Below are 16,705 nucleotides of genomic sequence, written 5' to 3'. Positions count from 1 at the left end.
CCTTGTAGATCTCCTCGCAGGCGGTGTGAGCGCGGGCGCGCTGTACGGCCTGATGGCGCTGGGGCTGGCGCTCATCTACAAGACCACTGACATCGTGAACTTCGGCCACGGCGATATGGCCATGATCAGCACGTTCGTAGCGTACGCGCTGCTCGTTCAGCTGGGCTGGCCCACGATGCTGGCGTTTGCCGGCGCGCTGGCCTTCGCCGTGCTGCTCGGCGTCCTCATCGAGCGCGTGGTGATGCGGCCGGCGCGCGACCGGCGGGCCACCGTGCTCGGTCTGGTTGTCGCTACGCTGGGTCTCGCCCTGATCCTCAACGGCGTTGCCGGCCTAGTCTGGGGCCACGACGTGAAGAGTTTCCCCTATGCCGTTACCGGCCCGCCGTTGCGGGCCGGTAACATTCTGGTTCCCCTCGATCAAGTCTTAAACCTTGCCGTGAGCCTGGGCCTGGCCGCCGTCCTCTACCTCTTCTTTAGATACTCCACGCTGGGGATTGCCATGCGGGCGACAATCTCCAACCGCACAGCGGCCTTGCTGATGGGTATCCCTGTGAACCGCGTGTTCGCCGTCAGCTGGGGCATCGGGGTCGGGCTCGGAGCGGTGGCCGGAGTCCTGGCCACGCCCGCGCTATTCCTCGAACCCAACCGCATGGTGGACCTCCTCATCAAGGGATTCGCAGCCGCGGTGCTGGGCGGGCTGACGAGCCTCCCCGGAGCCGTTCTCGGCGGCCTCTGTCTTGGGATTCTTGAGAATCTGGTGGGGGCCTTCATCTCAATTGAGTTGAAAGCCACGTTCGCGTTCCTGCTGATCGTCCTGGTGCTCGCCATCCGCCCCCAGGGATTGCTCGGGCAGGCGGTGAGAAAACGCGTATGAAGCTGTGGCCTTCTGCTCGCCTGTGGCTGGCCGCCGCGACGGCGGCGGCTGTGGTGACAGCGCCGGTGCTGATTCCAGGCTATTTCCTCTACATCCTCACCCTGGGGACGATCTGGGCCATCGCCACGATTGGCCTGAATCTGTTGACCGGGTATGCCGGACAGATCTCCATCGGGCATGCTGGCTTCATGGGGATCGGGGCCTACCTCTCGGCCATCTTGGTTATCAGGCTGGGCTGGCCATTCTGGCTCGCTCTGCCGGCTGCTGCCCTGGCTGCCGGCTGCGTCGGATGGCTGCTGGGCGTGCCGGCGTTGCGCCTTTCCGGTCCCTACCTGGCCATTGCCACCCTGGGATTCGGGACCGCGGTCTCCCAGATCCTGGTCAAGTGGGAGCCGGTGACCGGCGGCTACATGGGGATCAAGCCTCCGCCACCATCGTTTGGCCCCTGGACGCTGACCGGCGATGCCGCCCTGTACTACCTGGCAGTGGCTGTCCTGGTGGGGATGGCGATGCTGGCGGCCAACCTCCTGCGCGGCCCGGTCGGCCGTGCCTTTGTGGCCCTGCGCGACAGCGAACCCGCGGCCCAGGCTTCGGGGATCAGCCTGTCACGCTATAAGACCCTCGCGTTCGCTATCAGCGCCTTCTACGCGGGGATCGCAGGATCGCTCTACGGCCACGTGGTCGGGTTCATCAGCCCGTTCGACTTCAACCTGTCTATCTCGATCTTTCTCCTCAGCGTGATCGTGATCGGCGGCCTGGCCTCGATCCCGGGCTCGATCGTGGGCGCCCTGGTCCTGACCGTGGGTTTCCAGGCGCTGGGGGCCGTGCGGGATCTCCGCCAGGTCGTCTACGGGCTCGCCCTGGTGCTGATGGTCATCTTCCTGCCTGGCGGGCTCTGGAGGGTGCCGGGCAGCCTGCCCGGGCTCCGGCGCCTAATTCCCGCCCGGCCTTCGGGCGAGACGCGCGAGGAGGTCGGTCATGCCGCGCCTTGAGATCCGCGACCTGACCGTGCGCTTCGGCGGACTGCTGGCGTTGGACCGGGTCGGATTCGACGTGCCCGAGGGGCAGATCGTCGGGCTGATCGGACCCAACGGGGCGGGGAAGACGACGCTGCTGAATGCTGTCAGCCGATTCGTCGAGCCGGAGGCGGGGTCGATCCGCTTTGACGGGCGCGAGATTCTGGCTGCATCGCCCCACGAGATCGTCGGGTACGGTATCGGACGCACATTCCAGGGGGTGGTGCTGTTCAGCACCATGACCGTGCAGGACACCATGCTCGTGGGACTGCACGCCGTAGCACGCGCTGGGCTCCTGGCCAACGCGCTAATGCTGCCGCAGGCCCGAAGAGAACAGCGGAAAATGCGGGACCGGGTTCGTGAAGTCGCCTCCCTGCTCGGGCTCGAGCCTGTCGAGTCCTTTCCCGTCAGCGCACTGCCCTTTGCTGTCCAGAAGCGCGTGGACCTGGCCCGGGCGCTGGTCTCGCTCCCCCGGCTGCTGCTCCTTGACGAGCCGGCGGCTGGGTTGGCCCCGGAGGAGAGCCAGGAACTGGGCGCGCTACTTCAACGCATCAGGGATCGATACGGATGCGCGATGCTGTTGGTGGAGCACGACATGGCGCTGGTCATGGACATCTGTGACCACATCGTCGTGCTGAACTTTGGTCAGCTCATTGCCTCAGGTCGTCCGCACGTGGTGCGCTCTGATCCCGCGGTTATCGAGGCCTATCTGGGGGAGGCTGCCCGTGCTTGACCTGGAAGCGGTCACCGCCGCCTACGGCGCCGTGGTGGTCCTCGCAGAGGTCTCGATGGCCGTGCATGAGGGCGAGATCGTAGCCCTCTTGGGAGGCAACGGGGCCGGGAAGACCACGGCGCTGCGGGTCATCTCGGGCCTGCTGCGACCGCGGTCGGGCACCGTGCGATTCCGGGGAGCGCGAATCGACGGCCTGCCCCCCGACCGCATCGTCGCCTCGGGTATAGGGCACGTCCCCGAGGGCCGCCTGGTCTTCCCCGACCTGACCGTGGGCGAGAACCTCCGCATGGGTGCCTACACGCGGCGCGACCGGGGCGGTGTGCGCGACGACCTCGATCGGGTCCTGACCCACTTCCCGATCCTGCGCGATCGGTTCGCCCAGCCGGCGAGGACGCTGTCCGGCGGTGAGCAGCAGATGCTGGTGATTGCACGCGCGCTCATGGCGCGCCCGGCGCTGCTGTTGCTCGATGAGCCCTCCCTGGGTCTGGCGCCGCGGATCGTGCGGCAGATCTTCGACATCGTTCACAGCATCAATGCGGCCGGGACGACCGTGCTGATGGTCGAGCAAAATGCCTATCTTGCGCTGGGCCTGGCCTCCCGGGCGTATGTGCTCCAGAAGGGACGCATCCGGCTGAGCGGTCCGGTCGCTGACCTTCGGCGCAATCCGGAAGTGGAGCGGCTGTATCTCGGACGCTAGCAGGCACTCGGCAACTACCAGGTGCGAGAAAGGCAAAAGGGGGAGATGGCGATGCGCACGATAAGACTGACGGGGCAGGGGAACCAGATCCGGGCGCAGGCCCTCGGGTTGTTGATCGCGGCAATGATGGTGACGGTGGTGCTGGCGCCGGCGACGGCCCAGCGTGTCCCCGGCGTCACAGCGGACACGATCACCCTGGGCATGCCGGTGGCCATGTCCGGCCCGGTCTCGACCATCGGCATCCCGCTGGCCCGGGGCGCCGAGGCCTACTTCAAGTGGGTCAACGACCGGGGAGGCATCCACGGCCGACGCGTCCGCCTGATCATCGAGGATGACCGCTACATCCCCTCGGAGACGCTCGCCGCCGCACGCAAGCTGGTCGAGCGGGACGAGGTCTTCGCGCTCTTCCGCCCGCTGGGCACGCCCACCGGGGCTGCGATCATCGACTACACCGTCGAACGCGCTGTGCCCGTCGTCGCGCCGGCCTCGGGGTCGTCACTGTGGATCCAGCCCTTCAAACGCAACTACTTCAGTATCCAGCCCATCTACTTCTTTGAGGGGCGGCTGATGGCCAAGTACGCGCTGGAGACAATGGGGGCGAAGCGCATCGCGGTCTTCTACCAGAACGACTCCTATGGTAAGGAAGGCCGGGACGCCTTCGTGCAGATGCTGACGATCAACGGCGTGCGTCCGGTCGCGGACATCCCCTATGAACCCGGGGAGACCAGCTTCACTGCGCACGCCGTCCGGTTGCGCGAGGCCAATCCGGACCTGGTATTCGTTTACGCGATCGTTGTTCCCGCGGCTTCGCTGCTCCGGGAGGCAGCGCGGCTGGGCCTGCGGACCCGGTGGTTAATGACCTACGTGCTGGCCGATCCGGTCATGTTCCGGCTGGCCGGCGATCAAATGGAGGGGGTTCGGGCGGGAGCATGGCTGCTCGATCCGGACGGCGATGACCCTGCTGTCGTCGCTTACCGCAGCCGGCTCAAGGCCGCGTTTCCCGCAGAGGTGCCCGGTGGCTATAGCATCTCCTCCGACGCCGCTGCGGCCCTGATGGTGGAGGGGCTGCGGCGCGCCGGTCGCGATCTAACGCGCGACCGCTTCATCGAGGCGATGGAGGGCATCAGGAACTTCAACGCTGGCGGGCTAACCCCGCCCTTCGGATACAGCCGGACCGACCACTCCGGCATCCGGCAACTCGCCATCGTTGAAGGCCGGCGCGGGAAGTGGGTGACGGTCAAGGAGTTCTTCGGCGAGTGAGCCGGGGTGATGAGACAAAAAGGGGGGAACTCGTATGCGTGTTCGGTGCTCGCGGATCGCCAGACCGCGAAGTCTGCTAGTCCCGGTCCTGCTGGCAGGCCTGCTCGTCACGGGTGGGTTGTCAGTACGCGCGGGGGCGGCGCGGCCGGCCGAGGTGCCCATCCGGGGGGTGATCATCGACGAGGCGGGCGGAGCCGACCGGCAGATGGCCGAACTCCGGCGTCTGGCCCTGGACGAACGGGTGGACCTGGTCATTGGCTAGCCTGATGCCGGCCTCTGCCGGTTCCATCACCCTCGATGGCGCCGATCTCCGGCAGATGCCACCCCACCGGCGGGCGGCCTTGGGCATCGGGTACCTCCCGGAGGATCGCAGGCTCACCCCGTTGCTCACCGTGGAGGAGAATCTCCTGGTGCCGGTGTGGGCCAACAGACTGGATGATGGGCGCAAGCGGCTGGCGTGCGTCTACCAGATGATGCCGCCGATCGTTCAATCGTTGGCTGCCCGCCGGGCCGGGCAGCTCAGTGGCGGGCAGCAGAAGCTGGTGGCGCTGGCTCGGGCGGTACTGATCGGGAGCCGCCTCCTGCTGCTGGACGAACCCTTCGAGGGTTTGGCCCCGACCCTGGTCGAGCAGATTACGAGTGTGCTGCGACGGTTGGCAGGCAAGGATGTCGCCGTTCTCATCGCCGAGTCGGAACTGACGCACATCGATGCGCTCGCCAACCGAACGTACACGATCGAACGCGGCGAAATCGTGGCTGCGCGGGGCTGAGCGTAGCGCAATAGGACACTGAGCGAACGGGAGGGAGGGTCATGCCGTTTATCGACCTCGAGACTGGAATCCGCATGCACTACCGGGATGGAGGCCGGGGGAAGCCGATCCTGTTCGTTCCCGGGTTCTCCGCCACGGTGGACACGTGGAACTACGCCGTGCTCGACCTCCATGACCGCTACCGCTGTGTATGCGTAGACCTCCGGGGCCACGGCGACTCGGACAAGCCGTACTCCGCGTATACCTATGACGAGATGTGTGGGGACCTGCGCGCGTTTCTCAGATCGCTGGACCTGCGGGATGTGACCTTCGTGGGCTGGTCGATGGGGGCGGGGGTGGGGCTGAAGTACGTGCTGGACTACAACCAGGATGTGCGGGTGACCAGGCTGGTCATGGTCGGGCCGGCCACACCCCGCTTCACGCAGACCCCCACCGAACCCTACGGGATGGACGAGGCCACCGCGGCCGCGTCGCTAGAGGCCGTGCGGCGCGGCCTGCCGGAGACCATGGCCGCGTTCGCCGGACTGAATTACCACCGCACCGACCTCGAGGCGACGAAGGCATGGTTCCTCTCACAGTGGCTGAGAATGCCGGCGTACGTCGGCTTCAAGTACTTCAAAACGCTGCTGACCGAAGACCTGCGCGGGCGGCTGGGTGAGGTAGACCTGCCGGTGCTCATCTGCCACGGTCGCCACGACCAGGTCTGCCATCCCGGCTGGGCGGAGTACATGGTTCCTCGCATCAAGGAGTGCCGGATCGTGTGGTTCGAGAACAGCGGTCACGCCCTGATGGTGGAAGAGCCGGACAAGTTCTCACAGGAACTGGCTGCGTTCATCGGCTGATGTCGCCCCACACATATCCGGGGACGCGCCGAGGAGGGAGTGGGCATGAAAACGCGAGCCGCCGTCCTCTACAAGATGGAACAGCCTCCGCCGTATGCCGAGTCGAGGCCGCTAGTGGTGGAGGAGGTGGACCTCGACGGCCCGGGCCCGGGCGAGGTGCTGATCCAGATCGCGGCGGCCGGGCTGTGTCACTCGGACCTGTCGGTGATCGACGGCTCCCGCCCCCGCGTCATGCCCTTGGTGCTGGGCCACGAGGCCAGCGGCGTCGTGCGCGAAATCGGGCCGGGGGTGGCCGACCTGGCACCGGGCGATCACGTGGTCTTCTCGTTCGTCCCGGCGTGTGGCCACTGTAGCCCATGCGCCACCGGCCGTCCGGCACTCTGCGAGAATGGGGCGAAGGCCAACCTGGCGGGTACGCTGCTGTCCGGCGCCCGCCGCTTCCGGGACCGGGACGGGCAGGCACTCCACCACCACCTGGGCGTCTCAGCCTTCACGCAGTTTACCGTCGCCGCGCAGGAGTCACTGGTCAAGATCGATCCGACCCTGTCGCTGGAGGAGGCGGCGCTCTTCGGGTGTGCGGTGGTGACCGGAGTCGGCGCCGTGGTCAACACGGCACGGGTCGAGCCAGGCGCCAGCGTGGCGGTCTTCGGCCTGGGCGGCGTGGGGCTTTCCGCTGTGATGGGCGCCCGCCTGGCAGGGGCCTGGCCGATCGTGGTCGTCGACCTCGTTGAGAGCAAGCTGCATCTAGCCCGAGAGGTGGGCGCCACGCACACCGTGAGCGCGAAAGAAGGCGACCCCGTAGAGACCGTCCACGACCTCACCGGCGGTGGAGCCTCGTATGTCTTTGAGAGCGTGGGCAGCGAGCGGGTGCTGGCCCAGGCCTACCAGGCCACGCGGCGCGGCGGCGTCACGGTAACCATTGGACTTCCCCACCCAGGGAGACAGTTTGCCGTATCCGCGGTGAGCCTGGTGGTCGAGGAGCGCACGGTCAGAGGCTCGTACATGGGTTCAGCCGTGCCGCGCCGCGATATCCCCCGCTTCATCGCCCTCTATCAGGCCGGGCTGCTGCCGGTGGATCGCCTGCTTTCCCGCACGATCGCGCTGGACGAGATCAACCCAGCTTTCGACGCGCTGGCCGGTGGGGAAGTGGTCCGGCAGGTGATCCGGTTCGCGTAGGGTGGGCCATGCTTTTCGCTGACCGTTTCTTCCGCCGGGGCCGTATCATCACCCTTGACCCCGACCGTCCGGAGGCGCAATCTCTCGCGGTCCGGGAGGGAAAGGTTGTGGCTGTGGGCATGGATGAAGACCTGAGCGGCCTGGCCGGACCGTCCACGGAGATCGTTGACCTCGAAGGCCGGACCGTCGTACCCGGCTTCCACGATGCCCACTGTCATGTGCTGCTCTTCGGGCTGAGTCTGATCGAAGTCAACGTTAGAGCGGCCACATGCATCAACGACATCGTGACGGCGGTTGCATCCAGGGCGGCCCAATACCCTCACGGTGAATGGATTCGGGGAGGCGGCTACAACGAGAACAAGCTGGCCGAGCGCCGGCACCCAACCCGCCACGATCTCGATCCCGCCTCTCCGGACCATCCGGTCTGGCTAATCCACGTGTCCGGCCACATGGGCGTCGCCAACTCCCGCGCCCTGGGCCTTGCGGGTATTACCCGGCACACACCCGATCCTCCGGGGGGAGTGATTGACCGTGGAGCCGGCGGCGAGCCGACCGGGGTCCTGAAGGAAACGGCCCAGGAACTGGTCAAGCGCGTCCTGCCGCCCTACTCGCTGGAGAGGACCAAGGAGGCGCTGGCCGCTGCCGGACGCCAGATGGCCTCCGAGGGCCTCACCAGCGTGCAGGACGCCTGGGCCGGCTGGATCGCGCCTCAGGAGTTTCGCGCATACCAGGAGGCAACCCGCGAAGGGCTACTGCTGCAGCGGGTGCGTTTGATGGTGGATGTGGAGTCGCTGGCGGTCCGCGACGGCCGCTTCGACTTCGCGTTCGGCCTGCACTCAGGGTTTGGAGACGAGAGGCTCCGGCTGGGCGCTGTCAAGATCTTCATCGACGGGTCGCTGATTGGGCGCACGGCGGCGCTATCCGATCCGTATGCCGATACCGACGGCAACTGTGGGCTGCTGGTCAAGTCCCAAGAACGGATCGCGGAACAGGTGCGCATGGCCCATGCCGGCGGATGGCAGGTCGCCATGCACGCCATCGGGGACCGGGCCATCGAGGTGGGGCTGGACGCCATTGAGCGCGCCATGGGGCCGGGGGCAGGTCGCTGGCGGCCCCGCATTGAGCACTGCGGGGTTCTGCGGGCCGACCTGATCGAGCGAATCAGGCGGCTCGGCGTCGTGGTGGTTACCCAGCCGCGGTTCATCTATGAACTCGGGGATGGGTTTCGAAGCGCTCTTGGTGAGGATCGCCTGCGACTCACCTACCCGCTGGCCAGTCTCCGCGGCATTCCTGTAGCTCTGAGCTCCGATCGGCCGGTGGTAGACGGTGCGCCACTGCGGGGTATGTGTGCCGCCATTTGCCGCAGAACGGTAAGCGGGGCCGCATGCGTGCCGGAAGAGGCGATCACGTTGCGCGAAGCCCTCCAGTGGTACACGCTTGGCGGAGCCTACGCCGCCTTCGAGGAAGCCCATCTCGGCAGCCTCGAACCCGGAAAATTAGCCGATTTCGTCGTCCTGTCGCACGATCCGTTTGCGGCCGAGCCTGACGCGCTCGGCGAGATCGGCGTGATGGCGACCTTCATCGGCGGCGTTCAGGTGTTCGGACACCTCTGACCGCGCTGACATTCTGCTTTGCCCAGCCGCGGTTCATCCAGCCCGGGGAAGGGCCACGAGGAAGCGCGCGCCACGGCCCTCCACATTCTCCGCCATAATGATCCCGCCCTGAGCCTCCACCAGGCGCTTGGCGATGGCCAGGCCAAGCCCCGCTCCGCCGCGGGCGGCGGTACGCGACTTGTCCACCTTGTAGAAGCGGTCGAAGATGTGCGGCAGATCGGCTTCAGGGATTCCCGGTCCGGTATCGGCCACGCCCAGCAGGACGTGGCCGCGGCGCTCGCTGGCGCTGACAGTTACCTGGCCACCGGGCGGCGTGTACTTCAGGGCGTTGTCCAGCAGGTTGGTCAGTACCTGCACCGTCCGCTCCGGGTCGGCTCTCACCGACGGCAGCCGCGCCGGGAGCTCCACCTGCAACCTGATGCCTCCCGCCTCCGCCCGGGGATAGAAGGGCTGCACCGCGCGGTGGATGATCTCGGCGGGAGGCACTGTGAGCAGATTCAGGCGCACCTCACCTGATTCAACGAGGGAGAGGTCCAGCAGGTCTTCGACCAGCCGGCGCAGCCGGCCCACCTCGTGTTCCACCGCTTCCACCAATACTGCCGCATCGCCCCGGTCAGGGGAGACCATGCCCTTGAGGGCCTCCACGGCAACGGCCAGGTTGGCTACGGGCGTCCGCAATTCGTGGGAGGCGTCCGCGACGAATTGCCGGCGCAGGGAATCGATGCGGGCCAGCTCGCTGGCCATGTAGTTGAGCGAACGGGCCAGGTCCCCCAGCTCGTCGCGCGTGCGTACGGGGATGCGCTGGTCCAGGTGGCCAGCGGCCAGGCGGCTGGCCGCGACCTGCATCTCCTGGACCGGGCCGGCGATGCTGCGCGCCAGGAGCAGGGCCAGCCCTCCGGCAATGGCCAGCGCCACGACCGTGGCCCAGGCCACCACCCAGCGAACGTGCCGAATCTGCCCGTGCAGCGACGTCAGCGGGCGCAGCACGTACACCGCTCCCAGGACGCGACCTCCGGCCCGCACCGGCACGGCGGCATAGACGGCCTCTCCTCCACCTGGAACCGCGCCCGTACCGCTGACCTCCTCTCCCCGCAGGGCATTAGCAACAGCGGCACCTTCAGCCCTGACGCCGGGAATCGGAGCTGCGGGCCCCCGCGAGGCCACCACGGTCCCCGCCGCGTCGGTCACGAAGACCGCGAGGTCCGCTCTTGGGGGCACAGCCTGCACCTGCCGCCGAAGGACCTCCGGACGACCGCTGCCCAGCCCGTCGAGCGCCACGGCACTCAGCAGCCGGGCCAGGTCCCGCAGGTCCGCCTCGGACCGCTCACTGTAGGCCGCCTCAAACTGGCGCGTCAGGTGCACACCCAGAAAGACGATCGTCGGGGAGACCACGATGAGATAGGTGGCCAGCAGCTTCCAGCGGATGCGCCGGAACATGGTGGCATCTATCCCTGAAAGCGGTAGCCCACGCCGTGGACGGTCTGAATGTAGGTGGGGGTGCTGGGATCGGACTCGATCTTCTCCCGCAGCCACCGGATGTGGACGTCCAGCGTGCGCGTGTCGCCGAAGAAATCCTCACCCCAGACCTGGTTCAGGAGGTAATCGCGCCCCAGGACGCGGCCGGGGTGACTCATCAGTACCCGCAGCAGATCGAACTCCTTGGGGGAGAGGGCCACCTCCTTGCCGCGGACAGTCACCCGGTGCCGGGCGATGTCCAGCTCTACCTCGCCGGACCGCAGCCGGTCTCGCCCGGCCTCCTGCGCCTGCATCTGCGCGCGGCGTAGCTGAGCTTTGACCCGCGCCACCAGCTCCCGCGGGCTGAAGGGTTTGGTCACGTAGTCGTCGGCACCGACCTCCAGCCCGACAACCTTGTCCACCTCTGCCGTCTTCGCTGTCAGCATGATGATGGGGACCGTCGACCAGGTGCGAATCTGCCGGCAGACCTCGATCCCGTCTATCCCCGGGAGCAGCACGTCCAGGAGAATCAGGTCGGGCCGCTCCACCCGGGCGGCCTGCAGCGCCCGGGGACCGTCGGTGGCCACAGCGACGGTGTAGCCTTCCTGCGCCAGCAGGGCCGAGAGTGACCGGACCATAGTCTCCTCGTCATCCACCACCAGGATCTTCATCCGCGGCCCCCGACAGCGTCAGCCACGCCCGGATTGACAGGCCTCTTTCCTCATGGGCGAGAGCCCTCCTCACTATACGACAGCCGCGGCCCGGGGTTTGACATCGCAGCCGGGAACTCGGCTGATGAGGTACTCCGCGGGGGAGAGGAGGCTCAGTTCCTGCCGGCGGGGGTCTCCGGGAACATGCTTCGCCAGCGCGCACGTCGGAAACATCGTGCCCCGCCCACGGTCAGACGGGCCATAGCAGGTGTCCGCGGATCGTCCGCAGCCGGGCAAGGAGGTCGATCCGGTCCAGGGGGTCCATCATCGCCCCACCAGCCAGACCAGCATGAGGGCCAGCGCCCCCGCAGCCAGGATGAGGAGCAGGGCCAGCACGCGGTCGCCCGCTGGCTCCTCGGGCAGGTTATCGCCTGGCGGTCTCACGGCATCGTCTCCTTGCCACGCGGCAGCATGTCCTAGCCTCCCACGTGCACCGCCCCCGGCGTGAGCCAGGCCAGCAGCCCAAGCACGACCAGCCCCAGAAGCGCGGCGAGCCCCACCACGAGGCGGACGGGCGGCCGGACCGCAGTCTCCTCCGGGCGACGATCGACGAACGGAACCAGCAGCAGGAGGATGAAGATGAGGACGTTGGCCCAGAACAGACCGGGGATGCCGATCCAGTTCTCCACGGCGAAGAGAGGCAGGAAGGGCCAGGGCGGTTTCGTCACCTCGATCCCTTCCACGGGAGCCGGCCCCACTGTCGGCGGGAGCAGGACTGCCAGGATCAGCAGGAGCCCACCCAGGATCAGCCCGTACTTGGCCAGATGCTTGAGGTGCGTCGTGAAGGGCAGCATCTCCCCTGCCGGTTGACCCGGCCTCCGGGAGATGCCGTGCTGTTTGATCAGCCAGAAGTGGGCGGCCACGAGCAACAGCAGGATGCCCGGCAGGATATTGATGTGGGCGATGTAGAGGCGGACCAGCAGCGGGACGTTTTCCGCAAACGACGGGGTAAACCAGTGCCCCAGGCCGCCCAGCAGGTGGCCGATGGCCACGTTATGCTCCAGGGCCTCGAAGCCCTCCTGGTCCCACTTCAGGACCGTCCCGGTGAAGAACAGGCCGACGGTGGAAGCCAGCAACCCGACACCGATGATCCAGTTTGCCTCACGGGGCTTCTTGAAGGCCCCCGCGGTGAAGACCCGGATCATGTGCAGCAGCACCGTAACCATGACCACCTGTGCGGCCCAGTAGTGTACGCCCCGCAGGAGGCGGGCGATGCCGGTAGTCTGCATCATGGTCCGGACGCTGTCGTTGGCGGACTGCGGGAACGGCACATAGTATTGGGCGAGCAGGACGCCGGAGACGATCAGCACGAGAAAACCGATGAGGGAGATGCCCCCCAGAGAGTAGGCCAGGGTGTTGGCGTGGCGCGGGACAGGATAAGCCAGTTCCGACAGCTTCAGCCGCTCGTCCACGGCCCGCCACAGACCGGTCTTTCCGGTCACCGCCCTCCCTCCTTTCCTGGCCGCAGGAGGAACAGACCCAGCCCGACGAGCCCGATGCCGGCCGCCAGAAAGAGGATCTCCACCGTCGAACCGCCGAAGCGGGCGCGCAGGGGCTCGCTCATCTGCATTGCTGCCACCACGGACGCCGGTTGGGCCTGTTGCCTGCCCGTCGGTGCAACGGGCGAGGCCTGCTGTTGGCTCTCCGGTGCAGCGGGAGGTGGCACGGGCACCGAACCGAGCCCCGGCGCGGTCCGGGGGAGACCCACCCGTCCCTGCGGGCGCGGCGGCACGCTGCCACCAGGTCCCGGAGCAGGCATCGGCATACCGGCCGGCATGATGGCCATCGCCAGCAGGCGACGCGCGGTAGCGACGTCCCGCCGCTCCAGGGCGCGCAGCGCCTCAGCCACCTGCTCCAGGCGAACGCCTTCCGGCTTCCTGGATTTCAGGGCGGCCTGCAGGCGCTCCCGCACCTCGCCAGTCATCCCCGGGTTCTGCGCCAGCAGGGCGGCGGCCTGTCGCACCAGGGTGAGGGCGTCCTGGGGCAACTTCCCCTTGTGCGCCAGCGCCGTGCCCCCAGGGGTTAGGGCAAATGCCGCGGCCAACAGGACCACAGCAGCCAACCGTCGCCTCAGCCGCATGCCAGCCCTCCTTGGCTCAATGGCAGCAGCCCCCGGAATGCCCCCGGTAGCGACGCGGCGTGGCGGCGCTCCCCTTCGCGCTGTGAGGGTGCCCCTCTGCGTGCCCCTCCAGGTTCCCCTCTCCGTGCACCTCCTTGGGCGCCTCATCGTGCCGCTCCCTGTGCCCCTCTCCGTGCCCCTCTCCGTGCGCCGTCCCGCCCGCCGCAACGCGCCGCCCGCCATGGCCGCCGTGTCCCATGAACAGATGGTGCCCCATCATGAGGATGAAGAACAGCGCGAAGAGAATCCAGTTCCCGTATGCCTGCCACAGCTCTGCCATCGCCATCTCCTCCCGAAAGCGGTCCTCCGCCTACGCCCGCCGCCGGAGCAGGGGCGCCAGCACAGGCATGGTGATGATCCAGGCCAGCAGGCCCACCCACAGGGCCCCACCGTAGCGGGCAACGGGGGCGTAGCCAGCGACGGTGGCCGCGCCGTAGAAGGCCGCCGCCGCGGCCAGCGCGATGCCCATGCCCAGAAGACCTGCCAGGCGCACGGTGCTGCTCTGTCGCATGGCCCTTCCTCCTCAGTGCGGGACGCCTACCAGGGGTGCCAGCTCCCGCCGGATGCCAGCCAGAGCCCTGCCGCCTCGCAGGCTGGGGACAAACCGCTTGAGCAGCGTCGTGTTCAGCGTCACCGTCAGCGAGCTGATGGCCATGAGGAAGGCGGCGATCTCCGGGCTGACCACCTGCCGGGACCAGGGGTAGAGGAGACCGGCGGCGATGGGAATGGTCACCGTGTTGTAGACGAACGCCCAGAAGAGGTTCTGCTTGACCTTGCGCATCGTGGCCTTGGCCACCTCGATGGCCGTGACCACGTCCCGCAGGTCGTCCTTGATCAGGACCACGTGCCCCGTCTCCTTGGCCACGTCGGTGCCCGAGCCGATGGCCATGCCCACGTCGGCCTGGGCCAGCGCAGGGGCGTCGTTGATGCCATCACCGACCATGGCCACGCGCATGCCGCGCATCTGCATGCCCTTGACCTCCAGGGCCTTGTCCTGCGGCAGGACCTCGGCCAGGACGCGGTCGATCCCCACCTGCCGGGCGATGGCTTCCGCGGTCCGCCGGTTGTCTCCGGTGATCATGACCACGCGCAGCCCCAGACGGTGCAGGATGTGCACGGCCTCCGCAGAGTGCTCCTTGAGCGTATCGGCTACGGCGATGAGGCCGGCTACTTGCCCGTCGGCGGCCACAAACATGACTGTCTTGCCGTCTTCCTCCAGGCGCTCCGCCTGACCCCGAAAGGCAGTGATGTCTACCCCGCGGTCACGCATCAGACGCCGGTTCCCCAGCAGCACCATGCGGCCGCCGACACGGGCCTCCACTCCATGTCCGGGGATGGCGCTGAAGGCCTCGGGCTCGTCCACGGCCAGCCCGCGGCCGCGCGCCGCCCGCACGATGGCCTCTCCCAGGGGATGCTCCGAGTTCACCTCCGCAGCCGCCCCCAGGCGCAGCACCCGGTCCTCCAACCACCCCTCTGCGGCCACCACGTCGGTAACCGACGGCTCGCCTCTTGTCAGGGTGCCGGTCTTATCGAAGACGATGTGGGTGAGCCGGCTGGCCGCCTCGATGGCGTCGGCGCCCTTGAAGAGGATGCCGTGCTCCGCCGCCTTACCGGTGCCGGCCATTATGGCGCTGGGCGTGGCCATGCCCACGGCGCAGGGGCAGGAGATCACCAGCACCGCCACGGAGACCAGCAGGGCAAAGCCGAACACCCCCACGCCGGCCAGCGTGTAGGGGGTGAGCATCAGGCGGGTCTCCGGGGAGAAGAACCGGGCGTAGCCGATGAAGAACCAGAAGAGGAAGACTGCCAGGGCCAGCACGTGTACCCAGAATATGAACTTGCCGGCGACCAGGTCAGCCAGCCGCTGGATGGGCGCCTTGCTGGTCTGGGCGTCTTCGACCAGCTTGATGATCTGTGCCAGCGCCGTGTCGCGGCCGACCTTGGTGGCCCGGAACTTAAAGGCGCCCGTCTTGTTCATCGTGCCGCCGATGACCTCATCGCCCGCCCGCTTTTCCACAGGCATGGACTCGCCGGTGATCATCGACTGGTCGACAGCCGAGTAGCCCTCAAGGACGATCCCGTCTACCGGGATCTGCTCGCCGGGACGCACAACGACCACTTCATCCACCTCTACCTCGTCCGCAGGAATCTCCACCTCGGCGCCGTTACGCAGCACCCGGGCAACCTTCGGCTGCAGGCTCATCAGTTTGCGGATGGCTTCCGAGGCGCGGCCGCGGGTCAGCGCCTCCAGGTATCGGCCCAGGATGATGAAGGCGGTGAGCAGCGCTGCCGCCTCGTAGAACGTCGCCTCCGGCCCGCCGAAACCTGCATGGGGGAAGAAGGTGTTGATCACGGCGATGAGGTAGGCCGCGCCGATTCCTGTGGCGTAGAGCAGGTTCATGTCAGTCACCCCGTGGCGCAGCCCCCTGTAGCTATTGATGAAGAACTGCCACCCGGGGCCGAAGACGATGGGCGTGGTCAGGGCGAAGAGGATGAGAGGATTCGCCAGGACCCCTGGCACGAAACGCGGGAGGATCCAGACATCCTGGAAGGTCCCCAGCATGACTACCAGCGCCAGCGGCCAGGCCACCAGCATCCACCGCCCCTGGCGGCGGATCTCCCGACGGCGGGCCTCCCGCTCCCGGTCCAGAGCCGCCGCTCCCTCCAGCCTCTCGGCGGCCTGGTAGCCCAGATCGCGGATCGTTCGCTTGATCAGGGCCGGGGTGACCAGGCCGGGGTAGTACGTCACCGTTGCCGTCCCCGCGGGCAGGTTCACCTGCACGGAGGCTACGCCCGGCAGGCTGCCCACCGCCGTCTCGATGGACGTCACGCAGGAGGCGCAGCTCATCCCGCCGATCTGCAGCGCCAGGACTTCCTTCCCCACCTCGTACCCGACATCCCGGATGGCCTGCTCCAGGTCGGCCAGGCGCACCTTGCCCGGATCGAAGGTAACGAAGGCCTTCTCGGCGGTGAGACTGGCCGTCGCCGAGGCCACACCGTCGATGCCGCGCAGCGCGCCTTCCACGGTGGCCACGCATGACGCGCAGGACATCCCTCTCACCGGGAGGGCGATCTCCGTCAGCTTGGGGTTCCCGACGTGCTTCTGCTTTTGATCAATCATTCTGACAGCTTCCTCCTCAGAGATCGGCCGATGTGGGCCGTCCCGCTCCGGCGGCGCCAGAGCTCAGTGGAAACCCCGGTGCACATGCCTGCCCGCATGGCCGGCGGGCGTGTTCCGCAGAAATACGCGGGATACGCAGATGATGTAGCACATGACCAGGATCCCCAGGACGGCCGTGACCGCCGTGACCACGGCCACGCGCGCCCCGAACAGGGGCAGGACGACCAGCGCCACTGCCAGCAAGACGCAAAGAGCGATGAGTCCGCTCATCATCATCCAGGACTCGTGCTCCGGTCCAAGACTCAGACGGGCCAGCATC

At 67.5% G+C, this 16,705-nt stretch carries 18 protein-coding genes; 10 read left to right on the top strand and 8 right to left on the bottom strand.

Going from position 1 to position 16,705, the window contains the following annotated elements; all coding sequences use genetic code 11:
• The first annotated feature begins 25 nt into the window (after nt 1-25).
• The 10 genes from QN152_09915 to QN152_09870 all read left to right on the top strand — a co-directional run bounded on the left by QN152_09915 (nt 26) and on the right by QN152_09870 (nt 8,981).
• Nucleotides 26-874, top strand: coding sequence for a branched-chain amino acid ABC transporter permease (locus QN152_09915; protein ID MDR7539826.1), 849 nt, complete (start codon nt 26-28; stop codon nt 872-874).
• Entirely contained in the window at nt 871-1,866 is a 996-nt protein-coding gene (locus QN152_09910) for a branched-chain amino acid ABC transporter permease (GenBank protein ID MDR7539825.1), read from the top strand. Before QN152_09915 ends, QN152_09910 begins: the two co-directional genes overlap by 4 nt.
• Nucleotides 1,853-2,623 (top strand): ABC transporter ATP-binding protein, encoded by a 771-nt coding sequence (locus QN152_09905; protein MDR7539824.1) that lies wholly within the window; start codon nt 1,853-1,855, stop codon nt 2,621-2,623. Before QN152_09910 ends, QN152_09905 begins: the two co-directional genes overlap by 14 nt.
• Nucleotides 2,616-3,320: an ABC transporter ATP-binding protein gene (locus QN152_09900; GenBank protein ID MDR7539823.1), complete on the top strand. Its 705-nt coding sequence runs from the start codon at nt 2,616-2,618 to the stop codon at nt 3,318-3,320. The genes QN152_09905 and QN152_09900 overlap by 8 nt, the downstream gene beginning before the upstream one ends.
• A gap of 51 nt (nt 3,321-3,371) precedes the next feature.
• The gene (locus QN152_09895) at nt 3,372-4,580 is read left to right on the top strand and encodes an ABC transporter substrate-binding protein (GenBank protein MDR7539822.1); all 1,209 of its coding nucleotides are present in this window, start codon (nt 3,372-3,374) and stop codon (nt 4,578-4,580) included.
• A gap of 118 nt (nt 4,581-4,698) precedes the next feature.
• Nucleotides 4,699-4,842 carry a hypothetical protein gene (locus QN152_09890; GenBank protein MDR7539821.1) on the top strand — a complete coding sequence of 48 codons (144 nt, stop codon included), beginning with the start codon at nt 4,699-4,701 and terminating at the stop codon, nt 4,840-4,842.
• The gene (locus tag QN152_09885) at nt 4,835-5,350 is read left to right on the top strand and encodes an ATP-binding cassette domain-containing protein (GenBank protein ID MDR7539820.1); all 516 of its coding nucleotides are present in this window, start codon (nt 4,835-4,837) and stop codon (nt 5,348-5,350) included. The genes QN152_09890 and QN152_09885 overlap by 8 nt, the downstream gene beginning before the upstream one ends.
• A gap of 41 nt (nt 5,351-5,391) precedes the next feature.
• Nucleotides 5,392-6,192 (top strand): alpha/beta hydrolase, encoded by an 801-nt coding sequence (locus tag QN152_09880; GenBank protein ID MDR7539819.1) that lies wholly within the window; start codon nt 5,392-5,394, stop codon nt 6,190-6,192.
• 45 nt (nt 6,193-6,237) lie between these two features.
• A complete protein-coding gene (locus tag QN152_09875; protein MDR7539818.1) occupies nt 6,238-7,368 on the top strand; it encodes a zinc-dependent alcohol dehydrogenase family protein in 1,131 nt (376 codons plus the stop codon).
• Between the two features lie 8 nt (nt 7,369-7,376).
• The gene (locus tag QN152_09870) at nt 7,377-8,981 is read left to right on the top strand and encodes an amidohydrolase (GenBank protein MDR7539817.1); all 1,605 of its coding nucleotides are present in this window, start codon (nt 7,377-7,379) and stop codon (nt 8,979-8,981) included.
• A gap of 33 nt (nt 8,982-9,014) precedes the next feature.
• On the opposite strand, the gene QN152_09865 is transcribed toward QN152_09870, so the two are convergent.
• From QN152_09865 to QN152_09830, 8 genes are all read right to left on the bottom strand, one after another.
• A complete protein-coding gene (locus QN152_09865) occupies nt 9,015-10,418 on the bottom strand; it encodes an ATP-binding protein (protein ID MDR7539816.1) in 1,404 nt (467 codons plus the stop codon).
• 8 nt (nt 10,419-10,426) lie between these two features.
• Nucleotides 10,427-11,107 (bottom strand): response regulator transcription factor, encoded by a 681-nt coding sequence (locus QN152_09860; GenBank protein MDR7539815.1) that lies wholly within the window; start codon nt 11,105-11,107, stop codon nt 10,427-10,429.
• Nucleotides 11,108-11,562: 455 nt separating this feature from the next.
• Nucleotides 11,563-12,588 carry a cytochrome b N-terminal domain-containing protein gene (locus QN152_09855; protein ID MDR7539814.1) on the bottom strand — a complete coding sequence of 342 codons (1,026 nt, stop codon included), beginning with the start codon at nt 12,586-12,588 and terminating at the stop codon, nt 11,563-11,565.
• On the bottom strand, nt 12,585-13,226 hold the full coding sequence (locus QN152_09850) for a hypothetical protein (GenBank protein ID MDR7539813.1): 642 nt from the start codon (nt 13,224-13,226) through the stop codon (nt 12,585-12,587). The genes QN152_09855 and QN152_09850 overlap by 4 nt, the downstream gene beginning before the upstream one ends.
• 16 nt (nt 13,227-13,242) lie before the next feature.
• Nucleotides 13,243-13,545, bottom strand: a complete 303-nt coding sequence (locus QN152_09845) for a hypothetical protein (protein MDR7539812.1) — start codon at nt 13,543-13,545, stop codon at nt 13,243-13,245.
• A 30-nt stretch (nt 13,546-13,575) separates the two neighbouring features.
• The gene (locus tag QN152_09840) at nt 13,576-13,776 is read right to left on the bottom strand and encodes a hypothetical protein (protein ID MDR7539811.1); all 201 of its coding nucleotides are present in this window, start codon (nt 13,774-13,776) and stop codon (nt 13,576-13,578) included.
• A gap of 12 nt (nt 13,777-13,788) precedes the next feature.
• On the bottom strand, nt 13,789-16,386 hold the full coding sequence (locus tag QN152_09835; protein MDR7539810.1) for a heavy metal translocating P-type ATPase: 2,598 nt from the start codon (nt 16,384-16,386) through the stop codon (nt 13,789-13,791).
• Between the two features lie 63 nt (nt 16,387-16,449).
• Nucleotides 16,450-16,705 (bottom strand): hypothetical protein (locus QN152_09830; protein ID MDR7539809.1); only part of this gene is annotated, 256 nt, incomplete at its 5' end.

It is taken from the genome of Armatimonadota bacterium, from assembly GCA_031459715.1.
In the GTDB taxonomy this organism is placed as follows: domain Bacteria; phylum Sysuimicrobiota; class Sysuimicrobiia; order Sysuimicrobiales; family Humicultoraceae; genus Humicultor; species Humicultor tengchongensis.
The sequence above is the reverse complement of the archived record's forward strand: the minus strand, read 5'-3'. Positions and strand labels throughout refer to the sequence as shown.

What these genes read in the sequence shown, in the direction of transcription:
- QN152_09905 (MDR7539824.1), top strand. Translation starts at nt 1,853, where the DNA reads ATGCCGCGCCTTGAGATCCGCGACCTGACCGTGCGCTTCGGCGGACTG.
- QN152_09845 (MDR7539812.1), bottom strand. Translation starts at nt 13,545, where the DNA reads ATGGCAGAGCTGTGGCAGGCATACGGGAACTGGATTCTCTTCGCGCTG.
- QN152_09835 (MDR7539810.1), bottom strand. Translation starts at nt 16,386, where the DNA reads ATGATTGATCAAAAGCAGAAGCACGTCGGGAACCCCAAGCTGACGGAG.
- QN152_09895 (MDR7539822.1), top strand. Translation starts at nt 3,372, where the DNA reads ATGCGCACGATAAGACTGACGGGGCAGGGGAACCAGATCCGGGCGCAG.
- QN152_09850 (MDR7539813.1), bottom strand. Translation starts at nt 13,226, where the DNA reads ATGCGGCTGAGGCGACGGTTGGCTGCTGTGGTCCTGTTGGCCGCGGCA.
- QN152_09880 (MDR7539819.1), top strand. Translation starts at nt 5,392, where the DNA reads ATGCCGTTTATCGACCTCGAGACTGGAATCCGCATGCACTACCGGGAT.
- QN152_09870 (MDR7539817.1), top strand. Translation starts at nt 7,377, where the DNA reads ATGCTTTTCGCTGACCGTTTCTTCCGCCGGGGCCGTATCATCACCCTT.
- QN152_09875 (MDR7539818.1), top strand. Translation starts at nt 6,238, where the DNA reads ATGAAAACGCGAGCCGCCGTCCTCTACAAGATGGAACAGCCTCCGCCG.
- QN152_09865 (MDR7539816.1), bottom strand. Translation starts at nt 10,418, where the DNA reads ATGTTCCGGCGCATCCGCTGGAAGCTGCTGGCCACCTATCTCATCGTG.
- QN152_09840 (MDR7539811.1), bottom strand. Translation starts at nt 13,776, where the DNA reads ATGCGACAGAGCAGCACCGTGCGCCTGGCAGGTCTTCTGGGCATGGGC.
- QN152_09910 (MDR7539825.1), top strand. Translation starts at nt 871, where the DNA reads ATGAAGCTGTGGCCTTCTGCTCGCCTGTGGCTGGCCGCCGCGACGGCG.
- QN152_09860 (MDR7539815.1), bottom strand. Translation starts at nt 11,107, where the DNA reads ATGAAGATCCTGGTGGTGGATGACGAGGAGACTATGGTCCGGTCACTC.